This is a genomic window from Actinomadura sp. NPDC048032, from assembly GCF_040653175.1.
GTDB lineage: Bacteria > Actinomycetota > Actinomycetes > Streptosporangiales > Streptosporangiaceae > Spirillospora > Spirillospora verrucosospora.
This window is the reverse complement of record NZ_JBEZJP010000470.1, coordinates 1-5942: the sequence shown is the minus strand read 5'-3', so window position 1 is coordinate 5942 and position 5942 is coordinate 1. Positions and strand designations below refer to the sequence as shown.

Annotated in this window: 5 protein-coding genes; 1 reads left to right on the top strand and 4 read right to left on the bottom strand. The window is 71.0% G+C overall.

The features are described 5' to 3' along the window. Nucleotides 1-121 precede the first annotated feature (121 nt). Together pstS and mshD are read right to left on the bottom strand one after the other, a co-directional pair. Nucleotides 122-1225, bottom strand: coding sequence for a phosphate ABC transporter substrate-binding protein PstS (pstS, locus tag AB0C69_RS36585; RefSeq protein WP_345172765.1), 1104 nt, complete (start codon nucleotides 1223-1225; stop codon nucleotides 122-124). 396 nt (nucleotides 1226-1621) lie between these two features. Continuing rightward, entirely contained in the window at nucleotides 1622-2488 is an 867-nt protein-coding gene (gene mshD, locus AB0C69_RS36580; RefSeq protein ID WP_360360122.1) for a mycothiol synthase, read from the bottom strand. A 156-nt stretch (nucleotides 2489-2644) separates the two neighbouring features. Here mshD and AB0C69_RS36575 point away from each other — a divergent pair, with 156 nt between their 5' ends. Beyond that, nucleotides 2645-4327 carry a bifunctional metallophosphatase/5'-nucleotidase gene (locus AB0C69_RS36575; RefSeq protein WP_360360119.1) on the top strand — a complete coding sequence of 561 codons (1683 nt, stop codon included), beginning with the start codon at nucleotides 2645-2647 and terminating at the stop codon, nucleotides 4325-4327. A 122-nt stretch (nucleotides 4328-4449) separates the two neighbouring features. Here the strand turns inward: AB0C69_RS36575 and AB0C69_RS36570 are convergent, their stop codons facing one another. Together AB0C69_RS36570 and AB0C69_RS36565 are read right to left on the bottom strand one after the other, a co-directional pair. Further along, nucleotides 4450-5610 carry an inorganic phosphate transporter gene (locus AB0C69_RS36570; protein ID WP_345172761.1) on the bottom strand — a complete coding sequence of 387 codons (1161 nt, stop codon included), beginning with the start codon at nucleotides 5608-5610 and terminating at the stop codon, nucleotides 4450-4452. Next, on the bottom strand, nucleotides 5607-5942 hold a 336-nt coding region (locus AB0C69_RS36565), incomplete at its 5' end, for a DUF47 family protein (protein WP_360360117.1). The genes AB0C69_RS36565 and AB0C69_RS36570, both read right to left, overlap by 4 nt.

Here is a 5942-nt window from a genome sequence, read left to right as displayed (position 1 = left end):
CGTCTGAGGCCGCCCGAACACCGGGTCTCACCCCGCGCGATCGCGCACTGGGCCATCGAGTACCTGCTGCTGTGGGGCCTGGCTTTCGGCCTCGCGGGGCTGCGGTTCCCGTCTTCTGCTGTCAGGACAGGGCCTTGACGGACGCCTGGACCTTGGTCAGCACGCTCTGGGGGAGCGGCGCGTAGCCCTTGTCGGTCAGGATCTTCTGGCCGTCCGCGCTGGAGGTGTAGGTGAGGAAGGACTTGACGAACTTGCCCTGCTCGGAGGGCAGCCCCTTCTCGCACGCGATCTCGTAGGTGACCAGGACGATCGGGTAGGCGCCCGGCTCCTTGGTCGCGTAGTCGATCTTCAGCGCGACGTCGTTGCCGGTGCCGGTGACCTGCGCGCCGGCGACGGCCTTGGAGGCGCTGTCGGGCGACAGCTCGGCGAACTCGCCCGCGCCGTTCTTGACGTGCGCGGTCTGCAGCTTGTTGTTCTCCGCGTACGACATCTCCACGTAGGAGATCGCGCCCGCGGTGCTCTTCACCTGGCTGGTGACGCCGTCGGACTTCGGCGCGCCCTGGCCGGTGGAGTTCGGCCACTTCTTGGCCTTCTCCCACGTCCAGGTCTTCGGCGCGGTGGTGTGCAGGTAGTTCGTGAAGTTCTCGGTGGTGCCGGACTCGTCCGACCGGTAGATCGGCTTGATCGGCTGCGACGGCAGCTTGGCGCCGTCGTTCTCCTTGGCGATCGCCGGATCGTTCCAGGTCTTGATCTTGCCGGAGAAAATGCTCGCGAGCGTCTCGGGCGAGACCTTGAGGCCGTCCACGCCCTGCACGTTGTACACGACCGCGATCGGGCCGACGACCATCGGCAGGTTCAGCGCGTTGCTCCCCTGGCAGCGCTTCTGCGCGGCGGCGGCCTCTTCGGGCTTGAGGGACGAGTCGGAGCCGGCGAAGGCCACCTGACCGCTCGTGAACGCCTGGATGCCCGCACCCGAGCCGCTCGGGTTGTAGTTCAGGTTGGCGCCCGCGCACTTGGACGAGTAGAGCTTCGTCCACTCCTCCATCGCGTTCTTCTGCGCGCTCGACCCGGCGGCGTTGACGCTGGCCTTCGCGCAGTCGATGTCGCCGGACGGCGCGGCGCTCGAACTCGCCGTCGTGTTGTTGTCGCTCCCGCAGGCGGAGAGGGCCAGCGCCCCCGCTACGACCACACCGCCCAGAGCAGCGAGTCGGGAACCGTTCTTCACCGGAGGGTCTCCTTGAGTTTCGTCGGGCGGGTCCCCCGAGCCGCCCCGGCCCATGTCGACCGGACGACGGGTTCGCCGTCGAGTGCGACGCTAGGCAGGCGAGGTGACCAGCCGCCCCGATCCAGGTGAACGGCAAATGAACGCAGACGAGCACAGTTGCGAAGAATGCCCCGATTTGCCGTGGACACCGGGTTAACATCGCAGCTCATCGCCCCAAAATCCCGGTCGAGACGCCCCCGGGGAGGGTTGGCCGACCGGCATCCGGGGAACCACGGATTTCCCGAGGTCGCGGGCGTTCACGAGGCGGGCCGGGCACCCCCGCGGAGCGCCCCGGGAACGGGCCTCATCCGGCGCCCGAACCGCTACGCGGTGGCGGGCGCCAGACGGTGACGGGCGCTACGCGGTGGCGGCGTACATGACGTCAACGGCGTGGCGGGTGAAGCCCAGGGACTCGTACAGGCGGACGGCCGCGGTGTTCGACTCGTCCACGTAAAGCATGATCTGGTCCATGCCGATGTCGCGCAGGTGGTGCAGGCCCCGCAGGGTGAGCGTGCGGCCGAGCCCGAGGCCCTGCGCGGACGGGTCGACGCCCACGACGTAGACCTCGCCGACGCCGCCCGGGTGCACCTTCGTCCAGTGGAAGCCGGCGAGCCGGCCGTCCCGCTCGGCGAGGAAGAAGCCGCCCGGGTCGAACCAGTCCTCGGCCTCGCGCTCGCGGACGTCGTCCATCGTCCAGGCGCCCTGCTCCGGGTGGTCGGCGAACGCGCGGGCGTTCACCTCCAGCCAGGCGCCCTCGTCCCGCCCCGGCTCGAAGGCGCGGATCGTCACGCCCTCGGCGACGCGCGCCTCCGGCAGCGGATCGGCCGCCGGGCGCCGCATCTGGAACAGCGCGCGGGCCCGCCCCATCCCCTCGGCGGACGCGAGCGCGGCGGCGGCCGGGAGATCACCGTGCGCCCACACCCGCAGCGGCCCTCCGGCCTCGCTCTTCAGCGCGCGCAGCAGCGCCCGCCCGTACCCCCGGCGCCGGTGCTCCGGATGGACGACCAGCTCCCCCGCCGCGGGTTCCTCCCCGGACGCCGGATCGAAGTGGGCGTAGGCGACGACGGTCCCGCCGTCGGTCACCGCGAGCCCGGACCGGCCGCCCCGCAGGGCCAGCAGAGCGTGCTCCGACAGCGGCCCCACCCCGTCGGCCTCGGTCGCGGCCCTGGCCGACTCCAGCGCCCCGGCCACCTCGTCGTCCCCCAGCGTCCCGCGCGCCCGCAGCTCACTCACGGTCCACACCCTATGCCGACGCCGCCCGCCGCCACACGGACGCCCGATCCGCCTCCCCCATGATCGACTCAGCTCCTGATCGATTCGTCATGAAAACGTCATCGGGCCGCCGGGAACCGTATGCCGAGCGAACCTAGCGTCCTCAGAATGATTCGACGACGCGCCTTCCTGGCCTGCGCCGCGGCGGGGGTGACGGTCGTGGGCGTGGCCGCGCAACCCGCCGCCGCGCGCCCCGCGCCCACCGCGTCCGTGCGGCTGCTCGCGCTGAACGACTTCCACGGCAACCTCGAACCCCCGTCCGGCAGCTCCGGGACGGCCATCGACGAGAACGGCAACGCCGTGCCCGCGGGCGGCGCCGCCTACGTCGCCGCCCACCTCAAGCGGCTGCGCGACCGCGACACCCTCACCGTCGCGCAGGGCGACCTGATCGGCGCCTCGCCCCTGATCTCGGCCGCCTACCACGACGAACCGTCCGTGCAGTTCCTCGGCGACGCCGGCGTCACCGCGTCGGCGGTCGGCAACCACGAGTTCGACGAGGGCTACCAGGAGCTGCTGCGCATCCAGAACGGCGGCTGCCACCCCGTCGACGGCTGCTCCCCGGCGGGACGGTGGCGCGGCGCGAAGTTCGACTACCTCGGCGCCAACGTCCTGCTGAGGAAGAACGACCGGCCCGCCGTCAAGCCCTGGACGATCCGCCGCGTCAACGGCGTCCGGATCGGCTTCATCGGCCTCGTCACCAAGACCACCCCGAGCATCGTCACGGCCGAGGGCATCAAGGACCTGAAGTTCCAGGACGAGGTGGACGCCGCGAACCGGGCCGCGCGCGAGCTGAAGCGCCGCCACGTCCGCGCGATGGTCGTGCTCGTGCACGAGGGCGACCAGGTCAAGTCGGGCGAGCGGCCGGACGAGTGCGGCGTCGTGCCGGGCGCCGGGACGCGCATCGCGCAGCAGGCCGACCCGGAGATCGACATGGTGCTGTCGGGGCACACCCACCAGCAGTACCTCTGCTCGGTCCAGGACCCGGCGGGCAACCCGCGGCTGTTCTCCTCCGGCTCGTCCTTCGGCCGCGTCATCACCGAGGTGAACCTCAAGGTGAACCGGCGGACCGGCGACATCGTGCGGTCCTCGGTCAGGGCCGACAACCACGTCGTCACGCGGGACGTCCCGCCGGACCCGGCGACGCAGACGTTCGTGCAGACCTGGAAGGACCGGGTCTCCACGATCGCCGACAAGCCCATCGGCAAGATCACCGCTGATCTGACCCGCGCCCCGTCCGCCGCGGGCGAGACCGCTCTCGGCGACGTCATCGCCGACGGCCAGCTCGCCGGGACCAGGGACCTCGGCGCCCAGGTCGCGCTGATGAACCCGGGCGGCGTGCGCACCGACCTCGTCTACAACAAGAGCGGCTCGGAGAGTGAGGACGGGATCGTCACCTACGGCGAGGCGTTCGCCGTGCAGCCGTTCAGCAACGTGATGGGCGTGACGTCGCTGACCGGCGCGCAGATCGACGCCCTGCTGGAACAGCAGTGGACGTCGGCGGGCGAGAAGATCCTCCAGCCGTCGGCGAACCTGCACTTCGCCATCGACCGCGCCGGGCCCGTCGGCGACCGCGTCTCGGCGATCACCATCGACGGGACCCCGGTCGACCCCGCCGCCGTCTACAAGGTCGCGGCGAACAACTTCCTCCTGGGCGGCGGTGACGGCTTCTCCGTCTTCACCCAGGGCAAGGACCAGGTCCTCGGCCCCATCGACCTGGACGCGTTCGTCGCCTACTTCACCGCGCAGGGGACGGTCTCCCCGCCCGCGCTGAACCGCATCTCGGGCAAGTGAGCACGATCCCGGGCCGGTGAGCACGGGCGCGGCCCGTGTGCCCGGGACGCCTCAGGGCGTCCGGGCGCACGGGCCGCGCGCATGCCGGGTCCGGCGTTCGACCAGGGGCGAGGGCCCCGGGATCACGCGCCGAAGAAGTGGACGACGTAGTAGACGATCGCCGCGACCGCCGCGGCGGCGGGCATCGTCAGCACCCACGCGACGAGGATGTTGCCGGCGACGCCCCAGCGGACCGCGGAGAGCCGCTTGGTGGCGCCCGACCCCATGATCGCCGAGGTGATCGTGTGGGTGGTGGAGATTGGAGCGTGCCAGATGAAGGCGGTCGCGTACAGGACGACGGAGGCGGTCGCTTCGGCGGCGAACCCCTTCGGCGGATCGACCTCGATCACCTTGCGGCCCAGCGTGCGCATGATGCGCCAGCCGCCCGCGTAGGTCCCGGCCGACAGCGCGCCCGCACACGCGATGATCACCCACCAGGGCACGGACTTGCCGTCCGAGTGCCCGGTCGTGACCAGCGCGAGGACGATGATGCCCATCGTCTTCTGGGCGTCCTGCAGCCCGTGGCCGAGCGCGAGGGACGCCGCGGACATCGTCTGCGCGATGCGGAACCGGCGGCCGACCCTGCTCGGGTTGGACCGCCGGAAGATCCACAGGATCGCGACCATGACCAGGTAGGCGAGACAGAACCCGACCACCGGGGACAGCACCATCGGCACCGCGACCTTGTCGATGACGCTGGACCAGTTGACCTCCGACAGCGAGGCCAGCCCGGCGCCGACGACCCCGCCGATCAGCGCGTGCGAGGACGACGACGGCAGCCCGAAGTACCAGGTGATCAGATTCCAGGTGATCGCGCCCAGTACCCCCGCTGCGACGACGGTGAGGCCGTGCAGGCCGGTCGGCGGCGTGATCACCTCGCTGATCGTCTTGGCGACGCCGACGCCGAGCAGGGCACCGATCATGTTCATCGCGGCGGCCATGCCGAGCGCCACCCGCGGGGTGAGCGCCCGGGTCGAGACCGCCGTGGCGATCGCGTTGGCCGCGTCGTGGAACCCGTTGGTGTAGTCGAACACCAGGGCCACCACGACGACGAGGATCAGCACCGCCGTCTGCGCGCCCGAGCGAAGGCCCAGCGCGCCCGCGATCATGACGACCAGCACGCCCGCCAGCAGGAGCAGCCAGGCGCGTCCGGATACCCGGCGGGTCGCCTGCTCCCCCAGCGTCTCGGCGTTGGCCGGGGACTCTCGGGTGAGGGTGGCGCCGGGGTCCTCGGCAGCGCTCATGATTCCTTGACCGCGATGGTCTCGACCGTGTTCGCCACATGCTCGAAGGCGTCGGCGGCGTCCTCCAGCCGGTCGATGATCTGCTTGAGCTTCAGCACGGTCAGGGTGTCGTACTCACCGCTGAACAGCTGGGCCAGCAGCTTGCGGTAGACCTGGTCGCCCTGGTTCTCCAGCCGGTTGATCTCGATCCAGTACTCGTTGAGCTCCTTCATCGACCGCAGCCGGGGCATGGCCTCGGCGGTCAGTTCGGCGGCGCGCTCCAGAACCTCGACCATGTGGACGATGCCCTTCGGGAACTCGTCGATCTTGTAGAGGACGACGAGGTCCGCGGC

Bases quoted from the DNA above. Each gene is read 5' to 3' on its own strand.
- AB0C69_RS36575 (WP_360360119.1), top strand. From the start codon at position 2,645: ATGATTCGACGACGCGCCTTCCTGGCCTGCGCCGCGGCGGGGGTGACG.
- AB0C69_RS36570 (WP_345172761.1), bottom strand. From the start codon at position 5,610: ATGAGCGCTGCCGAGGACCCCGGCGCCACCCTCACCCGAGAGTCCCCG.